This is a genomic window from Streptomyces poonensis (genome assembly GCF_014650915.1).
In the GTDB taxonomy this organism is placed as follows: Bacteria; Actinomycetota; Actinomycetes; order Streptomycetales; family Streptomycetaceae; genus Streptomyces; species Streptomyces poonensis.
In genome coordinates this window covers 837,802-858,587 of sequence record NZ_BMVW01000001.1, presented here as the reverse complement: position 1 = coordinate 858,587, position 20,786 = coordinate 837,802, and the positions used below count along the sequence as shown (strand labels likewise).

At 72.5% G+C, this 20,786-nt stretch carries 16 protein-coding genes; 12 read left to right on the top strand and 4 right to left on the bottom strand.

Translation table 11 applies throughout. The features are described 5' to 3' along the window. Position 1 precedes the first annotated feature (1 nt). Positions 2-799, top strand: a complete 798-nt coding sequence (locus IE242_RS03760; RefSeq protein WP_189855216.1) for a SigE family RNA polymerase sigma factor — start codon at positions 2-4, stop codon at positions 797-799. 302 nt (positions 800-1,101) lie between these two features. Here IE242_RS03760 and IE242_RS03755 read toward each other — a convergent pair whose 3' ends face one another. Continuing rightward, entirely contained in the window at positions 1,102-1,737 is a 636-nt protein-coding gene (locus IE242_RS03755; protein ID WP_189855214.1) for a uridine kinase, read from the bottom strand. A 127-nt stretch (positions 1,738-1,864) separates the two neighbouring features. Between IE242_RS03755 and IE242_RS03750 the strand changes: the two genes are divergently transcribed. Beyond that, a complete protein-coding gene (locus IE242_RS03750; RefSeq protein WP_189855212.1) occupies positions 1,865-2,305 on the top strand; it encodes a hypothetical protein in 441 nt (146 codons plus the stop codon). A gap of 88 nt (positions 2,306-2,393) precedes the next feature. On the opposite strand, the gene IE242_RS03745 is transcribed toward IE242_RS03750, so the two are convergent. From IE242_RS03745 to deoC, 3 genes are read right to left on the bottom strand one after another with little or no spacing between them, the layout of a single operon-like run. Continuing rightward, positions 2,394-3,305 carry an aldehyde dehydrogenase family protein gene (locus tag IE242_RS03745; RefSeq protein WP_189856376.1) on the bottom strand — a complete coding sequence of 304 codons (912 nt, stop codon included), beginning with the start codon at positions 3,303-3,305 and terminating at the stop codon, positions 2,394-2,396. 1 nt (position 3,306) lies between these two features. Further along, on the bottom strand, positions 3,307-4,758 hold the full coding sequence (locus IE242_RS03740) for an aldehyde dehydrogenase family protein (protein WP_189855210.1): 1,452 nt from the start codon (positions 4,756-4,758) through the stop codon (positions 3,307-3,309). Positions 4,759-4,770: 12 nt separating this feature from the next. After that, positions 4,771-5,742 carry a deoxyribose-phosphate aldolase gene (deoC, locus tag IE242_RS03735; protein WP_189855208.1) on the bottom strand — a complete coding sequence of 324 codons (972 nt, stop codon included), beginning with the start codon at positions 5,740-5,742 and terminating at the stop codon, positions 4,771-4,773. 174 nt (positions 5,743-5,916) lie between these two features. Here deoC and IE242_RS03730 point away from each other — a divergent pair, with 174 nt between their 5' ends. The 10 genes from IE242_RS03730 (at position 5,917) to IE242_RS03685 (ending at position 20,738) form a co-directional block, all read left to right on the top strand. Further along, positions 5,917-6,639 carry a PH domain-containing protein gene (locus IE242_RS03730; RefSeq protein WP_189855206.1) on the top strand — a complete coding sequence of 241 codons (723 nt, stop codon included), beginning with the start codon at positions 5,917-5,919 and terminating at the stop codon, positions 6,637-6,639. A gap of 166 nt (positions 6,640-6,805) precedes the next feature. Next, positions 6,806-8,548 carry a PH domain-containing protein gene (locus tag IE242_RS03725; RefSeq protein WP_229858121.1) on the top strand — a complete coding sequence of 581 codons (1,743 nt, stop codon included), beginning with the start codon at positions 6,806-6,808 and terminating at the stop codon, positions 8,546-8,548. 278 nt (positions 8,549-8,826) lie between these two features. After that, positions 8,827-9,219, top strand: a complete 393-nt coding sequence (locus IE242_RS03720) for a hypothetical protein (protein ID WP_189855204.1) — start codon at positions 8,827-8,829, stop codon at positions 9,217-9,219. Between the two features lie 173 nt (positions 9,220-9,392). Continuing rightward, positions 9,393-10,427: a phosphate ABC transporter permease subunit PstC gene (pstC, locus tag IE242_RS03715; protein WP_229858118.1), complete on the top strand. Its 1,035-nt coding sequence runs from the start codon at positions 9,393-9,395 to the stop codon at positions 10,425-10,427. 114 nt (positions 10,428-10,541) lie between these two features. Next, positions 10,542-12,389, top strand: a complete 1,848-nt coding sequence (gene pstA, locus IE242_RS37345) for a phosphate ABC transporter permease PstA (RefSeq protein WP_229858115.1) — start codon at positions 10,542-10,544, stop codon at positions 12,387-12,389. Next, on the top strand, positions 12,386-14,107 hold the full coding sequence (gene pstS / locus IE242_RS03705; RefSeq protein ID WP_229858112.1) for a phosphate ABC transporter substrate-binding protein PstS: 1,722 nt from the start codon (positions 12,386-12,388) through the stop codon (positions 14,105-14,107). The genes pstA and pstS overlap by 4 nt, the downstream gene beginning before the upstream one ends. Then, positions 14,107-16,635, top strand: a complete 2,529-nt coding sequence (locus IE242_RS03700) for a hypothetical protein (RefSeq protein ID WP_189855199.1) — start codon at positions 14,107-14,109, stop codon at positions 16,633-16,635. The genes pstS and IE242_RS03700 overlap by 1 nt, the downstream gene beginning before the upstream one ends. 246 nt (positions 16,636-16,881) lie before the next feature. Further along, the gene (locus IE242_RS03695; protein WP_189855197.1) at positions 16,882-17,868 is read left to right on the top strand and encodes a substrate-binding domain-containing protein; all 987 of its coding nucleotides are present in this window, start codon (positions 16,882-16,884) and stop codon (positions 17,866-17,868) included. 108 nt (positions 17,869-17,976) lie between these two features. Further along, positions 17,977-19,650 (top strand): Ig-like domain repeat protein, encoded by a 1,674-nt coding sequence (locus IE242_RS03690; RefSeq protein WP_189855196.1) that lies wholly within the window; start codon positions 17,977-17,979, stop codon positions 19,648-19,650. 137 nt (positions 19,651-19,787) lie between these two features. Then, positions 19,788-20,738: a sortase gene (locus tag IE242_RS03685; protein ID WP_189855195.1), complete on the top strand. Its 951-nt coding sequence runs from the start codon at positions 19,788-19,790 to the stop codon at positions 20,736-20,738. Positions 20,739-20,786: the final 48 nt, after the last annotated feature.

The following is a 20,786-nucleotide window of genomic DNA, read 5'->3' as shown; positions in this document are numbered from 1 at the left end:
GATGAAAACGCTGCACAGCACCAGCACTGGCGCAGTGGTCACGCGTCTCCACGACGTCGCACGGAGCACGGAGAAGTCCGGTGCCGTGAGCGGGCGGGGGTGCGCTCGCGGCACCGGGCGTCAGCACACCGTGTTCATGACGGTGGTTGACGCGTTCACGGGGGGCACGGGGGAGAGCACCGGCGGGGGAACGCACGGGGGCTCGCAGGGGGGACAGCACGGGGGAACCGCGTACGGGGAGGCCACGGGGGAACGTCGCCCGGCGGAGACGGCGAGCGCCGAAGCGGCGTTCACCGCCTACGTCCAGGAGCGCCGCGCCTCCCTGTACGCAACCGCCTACCACCTGACCGGCGACCGCTTCGAGGCCGAGGACCTGCTCCAGAGCGCCCTCTTCTCGACGTACCGGGCGTGGGACCGGATCAGCGACAAGGCCGCGGTCGGAGGCTACCTCCGCCGCACCATGACCAATCTGCACATCAGCGCGTGGCGCCGCCGCAAGCTGAACGAGTACCCGACCGAGGAGCTGCCGGAGACCGTCGGCGACACGGACGCGATGCGCGGCACCGAACTGCGCGCCGTCCTGTGGCAGGCGCTCGCCCGGCTGCCCGAACTCCAGCGGACGATGCTGGTCCTGCGCTACTACGAGGGCCGCACCGACCCGGAGATCGCGGACATCCTCGACATCAGTGTCGGCACGGTGAAGTCCAGCATCTGGCGGTCGCTCCGCCGGCTGCGCGAGGACGAGGTCCTCAGCTTCGGCCGTGACGAGGAGGAGTCCTTCGGCGAGCTCGTCGCCTGAGGGAACAGGGGGACCGCGGTGGTGCGGGGGAGCGCCATCGCGACGCCCGGGGGGAACCAACGGGGTCACGGGGACCGCGGGGGACGGGGGAACAACAGGGGGACAGGGGGACACGGGGGACACGGGGGAAGCAAGGCCCGAGGGGAACACGGGATCCGGGGGGATCACGGGGGACCTCGAGGGGGGAACGGGGCCCGCCACGACGGGGGCCCACCACGGGGGGTACGAAAGAGCGGGGCTGGAGGGCCGGGGGGTCCGTCCAGTCCCGCTTCCCGCTTTCCCGGTCACTCTCCGGCGCCTGCCTACGCCGCGGTCCTCGTCGGCACCGTGCGGCCCGCGGCGGCCGCCGCCAGACGGCCCAGCGCCTCGTCCTTGTCGCAGGCGTACGCGCCCAGTTCCGTCTGCCGGGCCACGATCGAGCGTTCCTGGCGCATCAGACGCCAGCCGCGGCGCAGCAGGAAGGGCACGGACTTGCGGCCCTCCCGCAGATCGCGCAGGAAGCGGCGGCGGAAGGTGGTGACCGGGCCGCGGGCCAGGCAGAGCGCGTCGGCGAGGACGCCGGCCGCCGCGCAGCGGGCGGCTATCTCGGCCGCGAAGACGCCCTCGGCGATGAACACCGGGGCGCGCCCGATGTCCAGCGCCTCCGTGCCGGTGCGGGCGCTCAGGGAGATGTCGTACGCCGGGACGGACGTACGGCCCGTGCGGCACAGCTCCTCGATCGCCGCGACCGCCGTGTCCGCGTCCCAGGACAGCGGGTGGTCCCAGTCGATGTCCGACGTGCCCGGCACCAGCGGCAGCGTCGGGTCGTCGCCCTCCTTGTAGAAGTCGTCCAGGCGCAGCACGGGCAGGCCGGAGAGGGCGGCGAGGAGGGACTTGCCGGACCCGGAAGGGCCGGTCAGCAGAACGACCCGGGTCGGTGTCGGGGATTGGGAACTCACGAGAGTCCAGTGTGCGGCATGGTGCCACCGCGAACGGGACAGCGGGTCGACGTTGGAGCACACATCACACTTCAACTACTCTTGGTGTCCGTACGCTCACGTTGTGCAGTAGAAGGTGGCAGCAGCGATGGCACGACACTCGGCTCCCCAGAACCCCACCGCCCGGCGCGCGGCGCTGGTCGCCGCCACCGCGGGCGTCGCCCTCGGCGCCGGCGCGGGCATGGCCGCGGCGGCCTCCGAACCCGTCCTGCCGACGGTGCAGGTGCGGAACATCGACATGGGCAGGATCGACCCCCAGGCCGGGCTCCGGGGGCTCGGCGAGGGCCTCCGGTACGTCTTGGGGGCGCTGGGCCGCGTCAAGCCCAACCCGATCGCCGACACGCCGGTCGACGTGTTCAACAACGGCGTCGGCACCCGGATCGCCGACTTCCCGCCGCTCTACACGCAGGCCCTGACGAGGCCGGTGGCCGAGGCCCCCACGATCGGCAGCATGCCGCTGCTCAGTCAGCTGCCGGGGATGAACCAGAGCATGGAGCAGGGCGCGGGTCAGGGCGTGCAGCTGGGCTGAGCCCGGCGGACGACGCGGAGCGCCGCGCCTCCCTGGACGGCGGGAGGCGCGGCTCTCCGTCCGCGAGGGGGCCGTCCGGCCGTCGGGCCTAGTACGACGAGCCGGAGGCGCCCAGGGAGCCCGTCGGGTGCCAGACGGTCTTCGTCTCCAGGAACGCCGTCATGCGGTCGATGCCGGGAGCCGCGGACCAGTCCGCGTCGTCCACAGGCTGTGGACGCAGGACGCGCTTCAGGTTGTCCGCCGCCGCGATCTCCAGCTCCTTCGCCAGAGTCTCGTCCGCGCCGGCCAGGTCGATCGCGTTCACGTCCATGTGCGCGGCCAGCGGGGCCGCGATCTCCGCCGTACGGCCGGAGAGGACGTTGACCACGCCGCCGGGGAGGTCGGAGGTGGCCAGGACCTCGCCGAGGGAGAGGGCCGGGAGCGGGGACTTCTCGCTCGCGATCACGACCGCGGTGTTGCCGGTCGCGATCACCGGGGCGATCACCGAGACCAGGCCCAGGAAGGACGACTCCTGCGGGGCGAGGACGGCCACGACGCCCGTCGGCTCCGGGGAGGAGAGGTTGAAAAACGGGCCCGCGACCGGGTTCCCGCCGCCGACCACCTGGGCGATCTTGTCGGTCCAGCCCGCGTACCAGACCCAGCGGTCGATCGCGGCGTCGACCTGGGCGGCCGCCTTCGACTTCGACAGGCCCTCGGCCTCGGCGACCTCGCGGACGAACTGCTCGCGCCGTCCTTCCAGCATCTCGGCGACGCGGTAGAGGATCTGGCCGCGGTTGTACGCCGTGGCACCCGACCACGCCCCGAACGCCTTCCGCGCGGCGACCACCGCGTCACGGGCGTCCTTGCGGGAGGACAGGGGGGCGTTGGCCAGCCAGTCGCCCTTCGGATCCGTCACCTCGTACACCCGGCCGCTCTCGGAACGCGGGAACTTCCCGCCGACGTACAGCTTGTAGGTCTTGAAGACGGAGAGTCGCCCGGTCTTCTCGGGCTTGTCGGACATCTCAGACATCGAGGTACGCCTCCAGGCCGTGGCGGCCGCCCTCGCGGCCGAAGCCCGACTCCTTGTAACCGCCGAACGGCGAGGTCGGGTCGAACTTGTTGAACGTGTTGGACCAGATCACGCCCGCGCGCAGCTTGTTCGCGACCGCCAGGATGCGCGAGCCCTTCTCCGTCCAGATGCCCGCGGAGAGGCCGTACGGGGTGTTGTTGGCCTTGGCGACGGCCTCGTCCGGGGTGCGGAAGGTGAGGACCGACAGCACCGGGCCGAAGATCTCGTCGCGGGCGATGGTGTGCGCCTGGGTGACGTTCGTGAAGAGCGTCGGGGCGAACCAGTAGCCGGAGGCGGGCAGCTCGCACGCCGGGGACCAGCGCTCGGCACCCTCCGCCTCGCCCTGCTCGGCGAGTGCGGTGATCCGGGCCAGCTGCTCGGCGGAGTTGATCGCGCCGATGTCCGTGTTCTTGTCCAGCGGGTCGCCCAGCCGGAGGGTGGAGAGCCGGCGCTTGAGCGCGTCCAGCAGCTCGTCGTGGACCGACTCCTGGACCAGCAGGCGGGAGCCCGCGCAGCAGACCTGGCCCTGGTTGAAGAAGATGCCGGTGACGATGCCCTCGACGGCCTGGTCGATCGGGGCGTCGTCGAAGACGATGTTGGCGCCCTTGCCGCCCAGCTCCAGGGTGAGCTTCTTCCGCGTCCCCGCGACCGTACGGGCGATCTCCTTGCCGACGGCCGTGGAGCCGGTGAACGCCACCTTGTTCACGTCCGGGTGCGCGACGAGCGCGGCGCCCGCGTCGCCGTAGCCGGGAACGATGTTGACGACGCCCTTGGGCAGGCCCGCCTGGCGGCAGATGTCCGCGAAGAAGAGAGCGGAGAGGGGAGTCGTCTCGGCGGGCTTCAGGACGACCGTGTTGCCGGTCGCGAGCGCCGGGGCGATCTTCCACGCCAGCATGAGGAGGGGGAAGTTCCAGGGGATGACCTGGCCCGCGACGCCCAGGGGCCGCGGCGCCGCGCCGAAGCCGGCGTGCTCCAGCTTGTCGGCCCAGCCCGCGTAGTAGAAGAAGTGCGCCGCCACCAGGGGCAGGTCGGCGTCCCTCGTCTCCTTGATCGGCTTGCCGTTGTCCAGCGTCTCCAGCACCGCCAGCTCACGGCTGCGCTCCTGGATGATGCGGGCGATGCGGAACAGGTACTTGGCGCGCTCGGAGCCGGGCAGCGCCGACCACTTGCCGAACGCCTTGCGGGCCGCCCGTACGGCACGGTCGACGTCCGCCTCGCCCGCCTGCGCGACCTCGGAGAGGACCTCCTCGGTGGACGGGCTGACCGTCTTGAAGACCTTGCCGTCGGCCGCCTCGGCGAACTCGCCGTCGATGAACAGGCCGTAGCTGGGGGCGATGTCGACGACCGAGCGGGACTCGGGCGCCGGTGCGTACTCGAACGCGGCCGTCGCGTGTGCGTTTTCCATGGTCATGAGGGCTCAGTCCACCGTCACGTAGTCGGGGCCGGAGTAGCGGCCGGTGGCCAGCTTCTGGCGCTGCATCAGCAGGTCGTTCAGGAGTGAGGAGGCGCCGAAGCGGAACCAGTGGTTGTCCAGCCAGTCCGGGCCGGCGGTCTCGTTGACCAGGACCAGGAACTTGACCGCGTCCTTGCTGGTGCGGATGCCGCCGGCCGGCTTCACGCCGACCTGGACACCGGTCTGCGCCCGGAAGTCGCGGACGGCCTCCAGCATCAGAAGGGTGTTGGCGGGGGTGGCGTTGACGGCGACCTTGCCGGTGGAGGTCTTGATGAAGTCGGCGCCCGCCAGCATGCCGAGCCAGGAGGCGCGGCGGATGTTGTCGTACGTCGACAGCTCGCCCGTCTCGAAGATGACCTTCAGGCGGGCGTCCGTCCCGCAGGCCTCCTTCACGGCGACGATCTCGTCGTACACCTTGAGGTACCGGCCCGCGAGGAACGCGCCCCGGTCGATGACCATGTCGATCTCGTCGGCGCCCGCCGCCACGGCCTCGCGCACGTCCGCCAGCTTCACGGAGAGCGGGGCGCGGCCCGCCGGGAACGCGGTGGCCACCGAGGCGACCTTCACGTCCGAGCCGGCGACGGCCTCCTTGGCGACGGCCACCATGTCGGGGTAGACACAGACCGCGGCCGTGGCCGGGGTGCCCCGGTCGGTCGGGTCCGGGTGGACCGCCTTCGCGCCGAGCGCCCGGACCTTGCCCGGGGTGTCCGCGCCTTCCAGCGTCGTCAGGTCGACCATCGAGATGGCGAGGTCGATGGCGTACGCCTTCGCGGTGGTCTTGATGGAACGGGTGCCGAGCGAGGCGGCGCGCGCCTCCAGGCCGACCGCGTCGACGCCGGGCAGCCCGTGCAGGAAGCGGCGCAGCGCGCTGTCGGACGCGGTGACGTCCGTGAGTCCGGGTGCGGCGCCGCCGGATGTGGGTGCAGTGGTGGGCATGGTCACCAGCCGAGCATATCTACGCGCGTAGCGGCTGTATAGCCCCGGGCGCCCTCTCTGCCTCGGCTGCACCGCGTACGAGGTCGCATGCGAGGTCTCCGGCGAGGCCGCGTACGGAGTGTCCGGCGAGGCCGAGTACGAGGGCTGCCCGGCCCGTCGGGCACAATCGGCAGCATGACCACCCCGGAGCATCAGTCGCCAGCGCCGCAGCCCCCGGTACCGGAGTTCCAGGACCGGGTCCACCGGTCGTCCGCGGGCATCGCCGGCGGCGTGCTGCTGCTCGCCCTCGTCGGCTGGCTCGGCATCGACGCCGTGATCACCGGCGAGGGGCGCACCCCGTGGCTGGCGCTCGCCGCGCTGCTCCTCCTCGTGCCGCTGATCGTGGCCTTCACCCTCAGGCCCGCCGTCTTCGCCGACGGGGACCGGCTGCGGATCCGCAACCCCTTCCGCGTGATCGTGCTGCCCTGGGGGCAGGTCGCCGCGCTGCGCTCCGGGTACTCGAACGAGGTCGTCGCCGCGTCCGGCACCAAGTACCAGCTGTGGGCCCTCCCCGTCTCGCTGCGCGCCCGCAAGAAGGCGGCGCGCAACGACGCGCGGGCGGCGGCGGAAGGGCTTCCGGGCCGGGGCGGCCAGAACGGCCGGGGCGGTCAGGGTTCCGGTGCCGGCCGGGCGGGCGGCTTCGGCACGGGCGGCGGCCTGTCGCGGGGGGCTTCCGCGGCGGGCGGGCCGGTGCGCGCCGAGACGGACAGGGTGATGGACGACCTGCGGGAGCTGCGCGAGGCCCGGGAGAAGGCCGGGACGGCGCAGGGCGAGGTGACCGTGCGCTGGGCGTACGAGATCGCGGGCCCCGCGGTGGCGGGCGCGGTGCTGCTGGCGATCCTGCTGGCGGTGGGGTAGCGGGCGGCTGCGTCCCGCCCGCGGGCTGTGGCCCACCTGCGGGCCGAGCCGAGTGACGGGCCTTGTCAGTGCAGGTCGTCGGTGGCGTTCACAGCGTTGTGCCGCATGCTCTGGCCACCACACCTCCTGCGGCCGCCACTCGTCGGCCTTCGATGACTGGGTACGCATGCACACGCACCACACGCACCACACGCACCACACGCACCACACGCACCACACGCACCACACGCAGCTTTCCTCCGGCCGGCCGCTGTCCCTGCCCGCCTCCGCGATACCCGACGGCTGCCTCCCCTGGAGCGGTGAGCAGGCGCGGCGATGGACGGAGGCGCTGCCGCCGCGATGGGTGCCGAGGTGGCGGCGGGTGTCGTACGTCACCGGGCTGGTGGCCGGTGCCGTTCTGATGGCCGGTGGGCTGGTGCTCGGGGCCGGGCTGTGGGCGTGGGCCGCGGTGCTGGTGGCCCTGCAGGCGGTGTGGCTGGTGGTGCGGCCCGAGTTCGTACGGGTCTGCGCTCCCGTCGCCCTCGCGCTGATCGTCGTGGTGCCTGGGACCCGGTGGGAGGTGCGGGCGGCCGTCGCGGCGGGGCTGGTGCTCGTATGGGTCGCCGCGTCGCTGCGGGCGGCCGCACGGAGACGGCAGCGCGAGGTGGCCGTCGCCGCGGCCGGGGGCGTGGTCGCTTCCTCGCCGGACGGCGGAGTGCCGCTCGGGCGGGGCAGGTTCCTCGGCGGGGTCGGGCTGGTCCTGGTCGTGGGCGGGGCCGTGACCGTCGCCGCCGGTGAGCTCTGGGGCGCGGCCGACGACCGGCTCGTCGCCACGGCGGTCGGGTGGCTGGTGGCCGGGCTGGGGCTGACCGTGCTGGGCTCGGGTGCGCTGGGGCGGTGGCGCGCGGCGGCGCTGCGCGCGGCGCCGGTGCCCGTGCTGCGGGTGCTGGCGCGGGAGAACGGGGACGGTGACACCGAGGTCTTCGCCGCCGACGACGTGGCGGCGCGGCGCCCGTTGTTCGTCGTCGCCATGGCGGAGGCCGAGGCGGGCGACGGCAAGGGCGAGGACGACGAGGACGGAGCCGAGGACGGAGCCGAGGACGGCGACGAGGAGCTGGACGCGTTCCTGGACCGCCTCGACGCCGACGAGCCCGGACCGCTCCGAGAGGCAGTCCTCCACGGCGCCCCCTACGACGGTGCCGAGATCCTGCTCGTCAGTGCCGCGACGGAGCCGGACGGGCCGCCGGTGGTGGAGCGGTCGACGGGGCCGGTGCTGCCGTTGTCCGAGGGGGCCGTACGGCGTCTGTTCGCGGACCGGGAGCGGGTGCGGGCACGCGAGCGGCGGCAGGAGGAGTTGCGGGACGCGGTCGTCGGAGCGATGACGGCCGGGGACGTACGGCAGTGGCGTGCGGGCGGGGTGGACCGGCTGGCGAGCGTGGTCATGGCGCTGTGGGGGCTGTTCCTGTGCCGGGACTGGTTCGCCGATCCCGGGAACGGGTTCTGGCAGGCGGGGCTCACCGAGGTGCTCGGGGTGCTCGGTGCGTTCTGGCTGGCCGTGAAGTCCGGCTGGCGGCTCACGGCCGACCGTTCGGGGCTGTGGCTGCGCGGGCTGCGCGGCCCGCGCCACATTCCGTGGGACGACGTCCGGTCCGTCCGGCGTGAGTCCACGCGGCTGCGGCTGCGCTGGCGCGGCGACAGCTGGACGGTGTCCGCGCCGTACTGGGGCCGGCTGCAGCGCCGGTGGGGACTGTCCCATCCGTACGACGTCCTGGTGGCCGAGCTCGGCGCGATGCACGCCGACGTGCTGCTGCGGCCTACCGGGGAGAGCGGTGCGCGGGAGCGGGGCGGGCCGTTGTGGCCGCTGGGCGTGCTCCTCGCGCTGGTGTGGACGGCGGCGGTGGTGTGGGTGGCGGCCGGGCTCTCGCGGTGAGCTTCCCCGGGGCCTTGCGGTGAGTGCTTCCCCCCCGGGCCTTGCGGTGAGCGTTTCCCCCCCCCCGGGCCTTGCGGTGAGCGTTTCCCCCAGTCCTCGCGGTGAGCGCTTTCCCCCAGGCTTTCCTAGGGGTGTCCAAGGGGATACTTCGACATGAAGCGTCTGCCCGGGCAGTCACTTTGTCCGGGTGCAGTCACGTCCGTCTCAGTAGATTGCTGCTGCCGCCCGTACCCCAGTACCTGCGGGTTTACCTTTCCGAGGGCGGCGGGGGTGGGGACATGGAGCGGTCCGACGCGACGGCGAGACCAGCCGCCGCGATGACGGGTGTCAGATGTCAGATCGACATCGACGGGCGGGGACGATTCGGCTGGCGCCTGGTGGCGCCCAACGGCAGACCGGTGGCGGTGTCGCTCGGCGTGCACGACACGCACGGCCGGTGCCGCGCCGACTTCGTACGGTTGTGCACCCGGCACGCCGAGATGGAGGGCGGGGTGCAGCACAGTTCCGAGGGCGGTGGCTGGGTGTGGACCGTGTGGGACCGCACCGGCCGGCACCTGGCCGGTTCGGCGCGGACGTACGAGCGGCACGCGACCTGCCGTGCCTCCTACGAGCGCTTCCGCGCGCTGCTGCCCGGGCTGGAGCCGGTGAGCCTGGAGTTGTGGGACGACTAGCCGACGTACCCGTGGATGCGCCAACTGGCCCTCCATAGGCTGGTGTTGGCGCATCGGGCTGGTGGATGAGGCGTGCGTGCGCGGACGGAAGGGAAGTTGCCCCTAGGGCACCTCTGGTTCACGCGTCGGGGTCGGCAAGTCCACCGCGTCCCAGGAGCGTCGGGTGTGTGTTGTTGAAGAAGAGACAGCCGCAGCTCGCCGCCGCGCGGCTTCCCGCCGCGCAGTCCGGCGCCGACGCGCCCCGCAGGCTCTACGCCGACCCCAGCCTGCCCGACCGCGCCTTCCGGGCGGTTCTGCGTTCCGGCGGCGGGCTCGTGCTCGCCGTCATGCTGCTGGTCGGCGGCTTCCTGCTGTACCGGGCGTGGCTGGCGCTGGACCGGGCCGGCTGGTCCTTCCTGGCCACCGCCGACTGGGCGCCGGACGCCGGACGGTTCGGTATCGCGGCCGTCCTGGTCGGTACGGTCCTGATCGCGTCCGTCGCGGTCTGTGTGGCCGTGCCGCTCGCGACCGGGGCGGCCCTGTACATCTCCGAGTACGCCCCAGTACGGCTGCGCCAGACGCTGATCAGTGTCGTGGATCTGATGGCCGCGGTGCCGTCGGTGGTCTACGGCCTGTGGGGGGTGTTCTTCCTCCAGGACAAGGTGGTGCCCACCGCCCGCTGGATCTCCGCGTACCTCGGCTGGATCCCGCCCTTCGACGTCCAGGGTGCCGACCCGGACGACCCGCTGGCGCCCGCCAGCCTCTACACGTCCTCCACGTTCATCGCCGGACTGGTCGTCGGCATGATGATCGCGCCGATCGTCTGCTCCATCATGCGCGAGGTGTTCTCGCAGGCTCCGGCCGGTGAGCGGGAGGGCGCCTACGCGCTCGGCGCGACCCGCTGGGGCATGATCCGCAGCGTCGTCCTGCCCTTCGGCAAGGGCGGCATGATCGGCGGCACCATGCTGGGCCTGGGCCGCGCGCTCGGCGAGACGATCGCCGTCTTCATGATCATCTCGCTGACCTTCGACATCCAGTGGCACGTGCTCCAGTCCGGCACCAGCTCGGTCTCCTCGCTGATCGCCCTGCGCTACGGCGAGGCCAGCGAGTTCGGCATGTCCGCGCTGATGGCGGCCGGTTTCGCGCTGTTCGTGATGACGCTGATCGTCAACTTCGCCGCCTCGTCCATCGTGGCCCGGTCGCGCTCGGGCGCGACGAGCGACGCCTGACGCGCCCCCGCCCCTTCCCGAGCCTCGCCACCCGACGGCTCCCTGCCCGGACCTCGACGCCCGACGACTCTCCTTGTCCCACTCGGCCGCCCGCACCCGGAGGAAAGAGCCACCATGACCCTTGCCCCTGAAGCGCCCGCCGCGCGTCAGGCGCCGAGACGTCCGCGTACGACGCTGCCCGGCCCACCGCTCACCGCCGACCCCGGCGGCGAGCGCCGCCGGGGTCTCGGTTCGCTGCGCAGCACCGATGTGTACGCCGTGACCGGCGCCGCGGCCGCCGCGCTCTCGCTGACCTGGCTGCTGTTCGGCCGGCTGCTGCCGTTCGACGGTGCCGTGGGCTTCGTCGTCCTGGCGTACGTCCTGTTCCTGCTGGTGTACGCGCTGCTCGTCTCCTTCGACGAGGACGGACCGGCGGTGGTGGACCGGATCGCGGCGGCCGTGGTGCGGTCGATGGGCGTCCTGCTGGTGGCGATCCTGACGATCGTCGTGGTGTACGCGCTCGTGGAGGGCCGCAAGGCGCTCGTCCACCTGAACTTCTTCACCGAGGACATGGAACTGGCGGGTCCGCTGGAGCCGTTGAGCGTCGGCGGCGCCCTGCACGCGGCGGCCGGCACGCTCATCATGATCGTCATCGCGCTGGCGATCACCGTGCCGGTCGGCCTGGTCTGCGCGGTGTTCCTCAGCGAGGTGCCCGGCCCGTACGCCCGGTTCGTGCGGACCATCGTCGAGGCGATGACCGCGCTGCCGTCGATCGTCGCCGGACTGTTCGTCTACGCGACCGTGATCCTCGGGCTCGGCATGGACCAGTCCGGCCTCGCCGCCTCGCTCGCCCTGTCGGTGATGATGCTGCCGATCATCATCCGGGCGGCGGACGTCGTCATCCGGCTGGTGCCCGGCACCCTGCGCGAGGCCGCCTACGCGATGGGCACGAGCCGCTGGCGCACCGTCTGGCACGTCGTCCTGCCCACCTGCCGCTCCGGTCTGACCACCTCGGTGATTCTGGGCACCGCGCGCGGCATCGGCGAGACCTCACCGGTGCTGCTGACGGCGGGCTTCACCACCGAGCTGAACCTCGATCCGCTGCACGGCGCGATGGTCTCCCTGCCGCTGGCGACGTTCGAGTTCGTGAAGTCGCCCGAGCCCACCATGGTCTCCCGCGGTTTCGGTACCGCCTCGCTGCTCATGGCGCTGGTGCTGCTGCTGTTCGTGGCCGCGCGCATCGTCGGCGGCCGTGGTCCGGGGCAGCTGACCCGGCGCCAGGAGCACCGGCGCGTGGTCGCCTCGCGGCGCGACGCGCGTCGCTTCGCCGAACGGGCGGGGGATCCGGGGCGCCCGGGACGGCCGGGACGCTCGGGGCGGCCTGGTGAGCCGGTCACGGCGTCGAGCGGGGCATCGACCGCGGCGCCGCCCACCGCGGGCGCGACGGGCACGCGCGCGCCCGACGCGCCCACCGTCGTATCGCCCACCGTGCCGGCCACGGTGCTGCCCCCCGTGTCGTGGGGGACACCGGCCACGGATCCGTCCGATGCGGCATCCGCGGCTCCGGCCACCGCGGCTCCGGCCACCGGAGCGCCGGCCATGGGAGTTCCGGCGGACCGGGACGAGACGGCGGACCGGGACGAGACGGCGGACCGGGGCAAGACGGCGGACCGGGGCAAGACGGCGGACCGGGGCAAGACGGCCGACCTTGAGGGAACGGCCGCCCCCAGGGCGACGGTCGGCCTCGAGTCAACGGCCGACCTGGATGCGTCGGCCGCCTCCGAGCCGTCGGCCGCCCCCGAACCGACAGCCGCCCCGGACAAGACAAACGCTCCCGCCGTACCGCCCCCGTCCACCGGTACGGGGGGTGGTGCGGGGTCCGGTGCGGGGTCCGGTGCGGGCACGCAGCCGCAGCCGCAGTCACAGCCGCAGCCTTTCGATTCGTCAGCCACTTCCCCCACCCAACCCGGGAGTTCGTCGTGAAACCCGCCACTCGTTTCCGTCTGGCGGCGACCGTGCTGTCAGTGCTGTGCGCGTTGCCGGCCGTCCACACACCACCCGCCGCCGCGGCCTCGTACGCCAAGATCACGGGCTCCGGGTCCACCTGGAGCTCCAACGCCGTCCAGCAGTGGATCCGCAACGTCAAGGCCAACTACGGCATGACGGTGAACTTCACGGCCAACGGCTCGTCGCAGGGCCGCGAGCAGTTCAAGAACAACACCGTCGACTTCGCCGTCTCCGAGATCCCCTACGGCCTGAAGGACCAGGGGATCACGGACGTGCCGCCGCAGCGCGGTTACGCCTACATGCCGATCGTGGCCGGTGGCACGGCGTTCATGTACAACCTCAGGATCAACGGCAAGATGGTCACGAACCTGCGGCTGTCGGGCGACGTCATCGCGAAGATCTTCACCGGGAGGATCACGCGCTGGAACGACTCCGCGATCGCCGCCGACAACCCGGGCCTGTCCCTGCCGGCCCGGCAGATCGTGCCGGTGGTCCGCTCCGACGGCTCCGGCACCAGCGCCCAGTTCACCACCTGGATGTCCAAGGAGCACCCGGCCGTCTGGGGCGACTACTGCTCCCGTACCGGCCGCGGCGGCGGTGACTGCGGCATGACCTCCAACTACCCGCTCCTCAGCGGCTCGGCGATGGTCTCGAAGTCCGGCTCCCTCGGCGTGTCCGGCCATGTGCGCCAGGCCTCCGGCGAGGGCGCCATCACCTACGTCGAGTACTCCTACGCCAAGAACACCGGCTTCCCGGTGGCCAAGGTGCTCAACAAGAGCGACTACTACGTCGAGCCCACCGCCTCCAGCGTCGCGGTCGCCCTGACCAAGGCCGAGATCAACCAGAACGAGCGGTCCGCCAACTACCTGACACAGATCCTGGACGGGGTCTACGACAACGGGGACGACCGCACCTACCCGCTGTCCAGCTACAGCTACATGATCCTGCCCACCAAGGAGGAGGCCGGCTTCACCAAGCCCAAGGGCAACTCCCTCGGCACGTTCGGCCGGTACTTCCTCTGCGACGGCCAGCAGCAGGCCGACCGGCTCGGCTACTCGCCGCTGCCGAAGAACCTCGTCGAGGCGGGCTTCGACCAGCTCCGCAAGGTGCCGGGCGCGCCCACGGCGAACATCAACATCAACGAATGCCGCAACCCCACCTTCTCGGGCGGCGTCAACACCCTCATCAAGAACGCGCCCCACCCCAAGGCCTGCGACAAGAAGGGGCGCACACAGTGCACCGACGGCACCGCCGGTGCCGCGGACACCGACACCCCGGTGAAGCCGAGCGCGCAGGGCGGTTCCGGCGGCACGGGCTCGTCCTCCGGCGGCAGCGGCACCGGCACCGGCGGTTCGGGCTCCTCCGGCGGCTCCGGATCCGCCTCCGGAGGCGGGAGCGGGGGCGCCGACACCGACGGTGACGGAACGCCCGACGCCCAGGAGAACGCCGGCGCGGGCGGGGCCTCCGGCGGCGCGGTCGACCCCGACACCGGCGAGCTGATCAGCGGCGACGGCACCGGCGGCGGCGACACCTCCGTCGCGGCCAACCCCGTCAGCCTCGCCTCCGCCGACGCCTTCGGCCTGCGCGGCGCCCTGATGGGGCTGTCGGCCGTCCTGCTCGTCGCGGTGGTCGTGGGACCGCCGCTCACCGCGCGGGCCCTCGCGGCACGCACCCGCCGCAGAGGAGGTTTCTGATGAGACGGCCGACGGTTCGTACCGTACGCGGACTCCGGGCGGGGGCGGCGTCCTCCGGTTCCGGGCGGCGCCGGGTGGCCACGAGCGTGGGCTGTCTGCTCTCCGCGCTGGTGATCGCGCTGCTGCCGCTGCCGAAGGGTACGCAGGAGGCGCAGGCCGCCACGGCGCCGGAGTCCGCGGTGACCAAGAGCGGGGCGAAGGGGACGTACGACGACTTCTCCGGCCTGAAGGTCACGGTGCACCAGACGGAGGGGCTGCGGGGGCAGGGCGTCCGGGTGACGTGGACCGGTGGCGAGCCCGCACGGCTGAAGGGCCAGAACTTCCTGCAGATCATGCAGTGCTGGGGGGACGACCCGCAGGCGGGCCCGGACCGGGAGCAGTGCGAGTGGGGGGCGGACAGCAAGGCGCAGCCGGGCTCCCTGCGCGACATCGCCACGCCGAGCCTGCGCGACCCGCTGGAGACGGAGTACGCGCCGGACTCGTCCGGTTACGCCTTCGCGCCGTTCCGGCCGGTCGAGGGGCCCGAGACCACCGCCAGCCGTGACTACACCTACTTCTCCCCGGAGGACACCAACGCCCTCCCGTGGCTGCCCCATGACGGCGACGGCGGCGGCGAGGTGGTGTTCGAGGCCAAGTCGGCGCTGGAGTCCCCGCACCTGGGCTGCGGGGCGCGCACCACGTCGGTGGGCGAGGCCCGGCCGTGCTGGCTGGTCGTCGTCCCGAGGGGCGAGCACGAACCGGACGGCGGCACGGGCAACAGCGGCGCACTGAACAGCTCGGCGCTGAGCCAGTCCAACTGGAACCAGCGGATCGTCTTCCGCCTGGGCTTCGAGCCGGTCACGGACGACTGCGACACGGACAAGCCGGAGCGCGGCATCGAGGGCTCCGAGCTGGCGACCGACGCGGTCACGTCGTGGCAGGCCGCGCTGTGCCGGACCGGGTCCCACCGGTTCACGTACACCCAGTCCAGTGAGCTGCACGGCCGGGAGGTCGCCAGGACGCCGAGCGACACGACCGGGCTCGGCCTCACGGTGAACCCGGTCGAGGCGGCCGAGGGGTCGGCGGAGGTGGTGCACGCCCCCGTCGCGGTCAACGGCCTGACGATCGGGTTCGTCTGGATGTACGACCGGGCGGGGATCGGCGAGACCGCGAACATGGCGCCCATGGGGGAGCTGAAACTCAACCAGAGGCTCCTGGCCAAGGTGCTCACGCAGTCCTACGCGCTCTCCCTCGTCTCACCGTCGGACAGGACGCCCGCATATCTGGGCGACAATCCGCGGACCATCGGCCAGGACCCCGAATTCCAGAAACTGAACGCAGGACTGCCGGCACTGGATTCACTGAAGAGCGAATACCAGTCCCCCCTGGGCCTGGCCGTCGCCCTGGACAATTCCGATTCCGCTCAGCTGATCTGGCGGTACATCCTGGCCGACCGGGACGCGCGGGAATTCATCGAGGGGAAAGAGGACCCCTGGGGCATGAAGATCAACCCCGAGTACGAGCCGGGGATGATCTCGGAGTCGCTGGACTACTACCCCAAGGCCGACCTCACGCCCACGACCGTGACGTGCAACGACGCCACGTACTCGATGGAGCGGACCGGGCAGGACGTCGTCCCCTACGTGGCCGACATGCACGAAGCCGCGGTGAAGGTCCGCCGCGGTGACATCGGCACCGCTTACGAGTGCGCTGTCAGCTACCCGAGCGCGACGACGAAGCTGACGCCTCTCGGCCGTCCGGTCCTGACCGATCAGCGCGCGTTCGGCATCGTGGACAACGTGTCGGCCGCGCGGTACCAGCTGAGCACCGCCGCCCTGCCCAACGCCGACGGGGAGTACGTCGAGCCGACCGACGCGTCCCTGCTCGAGGCGGTCGCGCAGATGCACGACTCGGACGTGGCCGGCGTCAAGGCGGCCGACCCCGGCAGGATGAAGGGCGGCGCCTATCCGCTGGCCACCGTGGTGTACGCGGCGGCCTCGCTCGGCCAGGCCGAGGACGCGCGGCAGGACTACGCCAAGGTGATCCGGTACGCGGCCGGCGAGGGACAGACGCAGGGCACGGCCAAGGGCCAGCTGCCCTACGGCTACGCGCCCCTGCCCGACCCCCTGCGCGAGCAGGCGCGGCAGGCCGCCGACCGGCTGGAGAAGGGCGCGCCGGACTCCTCCGGATCGCCGGGCCCGGACGCGCCGGGGCAGAACGACGACCTGAGCGGCACGAGCGGGGGCACGACCGGCGGACTCACCGGCGGTACGGACGGCGGCGGTGTCGCGGGCGGCACCGGCACGGCCGGGACGGCCGGTGACGCCACCGGCCCGGCGGCCGGCCCGGCCGGCTCCGCACCGTCCGACCCGTCCGGGACGGACCCGGCGAGGCAGAACGTGGCCCAGTCCGGCGGCCTCACCCCGGGCGAGGTGCTCGGGCTGGTCCGCTGGGTGCTGCTCGGTGTGCTGATCGCCGGCGGAGTCGCCGGACTGGCCGGCCCGATCATGCTGCGCCTCTCGGCCCGCCGCGCGGTGAGCGGCGGCTGACCGTCCCGAGGTGCCCGTGTTCCCCGGGGCGCGTACGGCCCCGGGGCACACGCACATCATTCCGTGCATTCTCTATGAGTCGTCTAGGAAAGGGATTCGTAACCTGATGCGCGACTGGAATTGGTGGTCGCCGGGGCGAGTACGCGGGATTGTTCTACCCGGCCGATCGACGGGTCGGTGTCGTCAAACAATCCGGATTCACTTGCACGTCCATTCCTCGATCCGTTTCCACGGAGGAGAACCGAAGTGAACGTCAAGTCCCGCATGCGTATCGGTGCCGGTATCGGTGCTGCAGCCCTCGGCCTGGGCGCCCTGGCCGTTCCCGCCGCCTACGCGGACCCCAACCCGGTGACCGAGCTGCGCCAGCTGGCGGGCTCCGGCTCCGACACCACCCAGGACGTGCTGAACGGCCTCGGCGACGTCGTCAAGGACAGCGCCAACGCGAAGGTCATCGCGTCCTGGAACGCCACGGGCAGCTCCAGGATCACGACCAAGTCGACGGCCGCCTGCACCGACATCGCGCGTCCGAACGGTTCCTCGGCCGGCATCGACGCCCTGCGCGCCGCCGTGGACAACGGCACCGGCTGTTTCGACTTCGCCCGCTCCTCGCGTGGCCCGGTGGACACCTCCACCACGGACCTGACCTGGCTCAGGTACGCCAAGGACGCGGTCTCCTGGGCGAAGACCTCCGGCAGCGCCCTGCCGAGCAACCTGACCAAGGCCCAGCTCAAGAACATCTACGAGTGCAACCTGACGTCGCTGAACGGCGTCACGCTCACCCCGGTCCTGCCGCAGGCCAACTCCGGCACCCGGCAGTTCTTCCTCCAGTCCATCGAGGTGACGACGCCCGGCACCTGCGTCCAGCAGGGCGTCCAGGAGAACGACGGCACCGTGCTGGACAGCGCGGGCGACATCGTCCCCTTCTCCGTGGCCCAGTACATCGCCCAGGAGAAGTTCACGGTCGAGAACCGTCTCGGCGACGCCGCCCTGGGCGGCATCGACGGGGTCGCCCCGCGCGTCGCCACCGACGGCAACAAGCTGAACACCGCCTTCCCCCTCGCCCGTGACGTCTACAACGTCGTCCCGACCGGCAAGCTGACCGACGCGAAGATCGCGTCGACCTTCGTGGGCTCCGGCTCGAAGGTCTGCGCGGCGGCCGCCACCATCACCGACTACGGCTTCGGCACCCTCGGTGCCGACTGCGGCGCCCAGGCCTTCCAGGCCGAGCGCTGATCACCACCCCGCACCGCACACCGGCCGGGCACCCATCGGGTGCCCGGCCCAGCGGCGTATCCCATCCCGACCGCCATCCCGACCGAATCCCAATGGGGGGACCGTGAGATGAACCACCGACTCGCACACCTCAGATCACCGATATCGCTGTTGACCTGCTGCGCCCTGCTGTTCGCCGCCCTGGCCGGGGTGCTGGCCCTGTCCAGCCGTGCGGACGCGGACACGGACCTGGGGAAGTTCACGCTCAACCCCGCCTCGGGCAAGATCTCGGACTCTCCCATGGCCACGTCCGCCACGTCGAGCACCGGCTGCGCCGGCATGACCGCCCCGGGCAACGTCCTGCTGCGGGTGATCGTGGAGGGCAGCGGCGTTCCCGCGGGCTACGCCCTCGCCCTGTCGACGGAGAAGGTCGAGGCCGGAACGGCCCCGTTCACGGTGGACCTCAAGTCGGCGGGCAGCGGAAGCCTGCAGGCCGCGCTCGGCACCGCCCCCTACGACGGCACGTACACGCTGGCACTGACGTGCGGCACGAGCCCGAGCGCCGACCGCTTCCTCGCCAAGATCCGGGTGTCCGGAGACACCTGGACCCTGCTGGAGCAGCAGGCCACGACCCTCGAACTGAACGCGTCCACCGACGTCCCCGTCAACGGGGACGTCAAGCTCACGGCCACCGTGCGGCCCGCCGACGCCGCGGGCACGGTGGAGTTCAAGCGGGGTGAGACCGCTCTCGGCACGGCCGAGGTCACCGGCGGCACGGCCGAGAAGACGGTCAAGGCACCCGCGGTCGGCGGCGCCACGTCGTACACCGCCACGTTCACCCCCGCCGACCCCGACGCGTACAGCGGCGCACAGGACGACGTGGGCACGCAGACCGGGTACGTCGTCAGCGCCAAGGACGCCGACGGCGACCCGCTCGGCGCCAAGCCGACCCTCCACATCGGCGAGACCGTGAAGGTCACGGTGCAGGGCTTCGAGCCGGGAGCCAGGGCGGCCGTGAACGTCACCAACAGCAACGCGACGTTCGAGGACGTCACCGCCGGCCCGGACGGCACCATCACCGACTACGCGTTCACCGTGCCCGACGGCCTGAGCAACGACGAGCACGACCTGCGCTTCTCGCTCGGCGGCAACTCCGCGAACTTCAGCTTCGTCAGCACCGACGAGGTGGAGGAGTCCCCCGACCCGGCCGAGCCCGCCGACCTGGACGTCACCGACGAGGACGGCACCGCCCTCGACGCGAACCCGAACCTCCGGCCCGGCCAGACCGTGCGGATCACCGCCCGCGGCTACACCGCCGAGGCCACGGTCGAGGTCACCCTCGCCGACAGCGAGGAGACCTTCGAGGACGCCGAGGCGAACGGCGACGGCACCGTCGAGGAGTACGAGTTCACCGTCCCGGAGAAGATCGAGGACGGTGACCACGTGCTGACGCTGGCCGAGGACAAGGCCGACGGGCACTCCGTCGCGTTCGCGTTCACCACCGGTGAGGAGCCGGGCGAGAGCCCCGAGCCCTCCGGTTCCGAGACGACACCCGGTGACACCGGCGGGACGGACAACGGCGGCACCGACGGCGGCGGCACCGGCACGGGCGGCTCGACCGGCGGCGGCACCGGCGGGACCGGCGGCACCGGAACCGGCGGCTCCATGGCCTCCACCGGCGCCCAGGCCGGCGCCGTCGGACTGACCGCGCTCGCGCTGCTCTGCGCCGGTTCGGCCCTGGTGATCCACATGCGCCGCAAGGGCCTGCTGGCCTTCGGCGGAGACACCCCGCAGCACCGCTGAACCACCGAACCGCGGCACCGCTGGACCACCGAACCGCGGCACCACCGACCGGCCGGGCGGTCCGGGGACGCACACCGACGTTCCCCCGGGCCCGCCCGCCGCTCCGTCCACCCGCCCGCCTCCCAGGAGCGCACCCCGTGACCACGCTCGCCCCGCCGCCCACGGCCGCCCCGCCCGCCGTACCACCACCTCCGTCGCCCGCGCCCGCCGCACCCCGCAAGGACGGGCCGCGGCCCCCCGCCCGCCCCGGGCTCGCACTCGCCGGGGCGGCCCTGTGCGTCCTGGCCGCCGTGCTGCTCGGGTTCGCCGCGAACCTCACGATCGCCGGTCACCTCCAGCACGCCCGCGCCCAGGAGATCGCCTACGACGAACTGCGCCGCCAGCTCGCCCTCGGCATCGCCCCCGTGGGACAGCGCGACTACGAGGGCAACCTGCTGGAGATGGGCGCCCCCGTGGCGCTGCTGCGGATCCCCGCGCTCGATCTGGAAGAGGTCGTCGCCGAGGGGACCACGTCCGAGGTACTGATGTCGGGGCCCGGCCACCGCCGGGACACCCCGCTGCCCGGCCAGGCCGGCACCTCCGTCGTCATGGGCCGCCAGTGGGCCTACGGCAGCCCCTTCAAGGACATCCGCCGGCTCCCCACCGGCAGCCGCGTCGAACTGACCACCGGCCAGGGCAAGGCGGTCTACGAGGTCACCGGCGTCCGCCGGGCCGGCGACGAACTGCCCGCCCCGATCGCCGAAGGACAGGGACGGCTCACCCTCATCACCGCCACTGGCGGGCCCTACACCCCGAGCGGCGTGCTGCGCGTCGACGCCAAGCTGCTCACGCCCGTGCAGCCCAGCCCGCCGCGCGTCCTGGCCTCCGGCTGGATCGCCGACTCCGAACAGGTGCTGGGCACCCACGGCGACGCCTGGCTCGCGGTCTTCCTGTGGACCCAGGGCCTGCTGCTCGCCTCGCTGCTGACGGTGGCCGCGCACCGCTTCTGGGGCAACTGGCAGACCTGGATCTGCGCCGTGCCCGTGCTGGCCGCGCTGGGCCTCGCCGACGCGGGCGCCCTCACCGAGCTGCTGCCGAACCTCCTCTGACCGACGCCCTCCGAACGACCGGCCGATCAACCGACCGGCCGATCAGCC

Coding starts and splice junctions, on each gene's coding strand:
- IE242_RS03760 (WP_189855216.1), top strand. CDS start 2: ATGAAAACGCTGCACAGCACCAGCACTGGCGCAGTGGTCACGCGTCTC.
- IE242_RS03750 (WP_189855212.1), top strand. CDS start 1,865: ATGGCACGACACTCGGCTCCCCAGAACCCCACCGCCCGGCGCGCGGCG.
- IE242_RS03745 (WP_189856376.1), bottom strand. CDS start 3,305: ATGTCCGACAAGCCCGAGAAGACCGGGCGACTCTCCGTCTTCAAGACC.
- IE242_RS03740 (WP_189855210.1), bottom strand. CDS start 4,758: ATGGAAAACGCACACGCGACGGCCGCGTTCGAGTACGCACCGGCGCCC.
- deoC (WP_189855208.1), bottom strand. CDS start 5,742: ATGCCCACCACTGCACCCACATCCGGCGGCGCCGCACCCGGACTCACG.
- IE242_RS03730 (WP_189855206.1), top strand. CDS start 5,917: ATGACCACCCCGGAGCATCAGTCGCCAGCGCCGCAGCCCCCGGTACCG.
- IE242_RS03725 (WP_229858121.1), top strand. CDS start 6,806: ATGCACACGCACCACACGCACCACACGCACCACACGCACCACACGCAC.
- IE242_RS03720 (WP_189855204.1), top strand. CDS start 8,827: ATGGAGCGGTCCGACGCGACGGCGAGACCAGCCGCCGCGATGACGGGT.
- pstA (WP_229858115.1), top strand. CDS start 10,542: ATGACCCTTGCCCCTGAAGCGCCCGCCGCGCGTCAGGCGCCGAGACGT.
- IE242_RS03700 (WP_189855199.1), top strand. CDS start 14,107: ATGAGACGGCCGACGGTTCGTACCGTACGCGGACTCCGGGCGGGGGCG.
- IE242_RS03690 (WP_189855196.1), top strand. CDS start 17,977: ATGAACCACCGACTCGCACACCTCAGATCACCGATATCGCTGTTGACC.